Origin of the sequence: Paraburkholderia sp. RL17-373-BIF-A (genome assembly GCF_046030175.1) — a bacterium.
In the GTDB taxonomy this organism is placed as follows: domain Bacteria; phylum Pseudomonadota; class Gammaproteobacteria; order Burkholderiales; family Burkholderiaceae; genus Paraburkholderia.
The window spans coordinates 1-284 of sequence record NZ_JARESO010000514.1 but is presented as its reverse complement, the minus strand read 5'-3'; the positions used below and the strand labels follow the sequence as shown (position 1 = coordinate 284).

Here is a 284-nt window from a genome sequence, read left to right as displayed (position 1 = left end):
GGTCCTGTTCTCGCTGCCGGTCACCCGCCAATGGCTCAGGCAGGTCACACTCGGGCTGAGCCTGATTGCCGGCGCCTCGCGACGCGGCGTGGTGGAGTTCATGCGCGACCTGCTGGGTGTCGGCATCAGCGAGGGCACGGTGCACAATATCCACCAGCAGGCTGCACAGCAGGCGCGGGGCATCAGCGCCGGCATGGACCTGTCGGCCATCCGTGTGGGACTGCACGACGAAATCTTTCAGGGCTCGCAGCCCGTGCTCGCTGGCATCGACGCCGCTTCAACCT

At 66.9% G+C, this 284-nt stretch carries 1 protein-coding gene; it reads left to right on the top strand.

Going from position 1 to position 284, the window contains the following annotated elements; genetic code table 11:
• Positions 1-284, top strand: a 284-nt coding sequence (locus tag P0D80_RS51595; RefSeq protein ID WP_408296768.1) for a hypothetical protein, incomplete at both ends; no start/stop codon positions are given.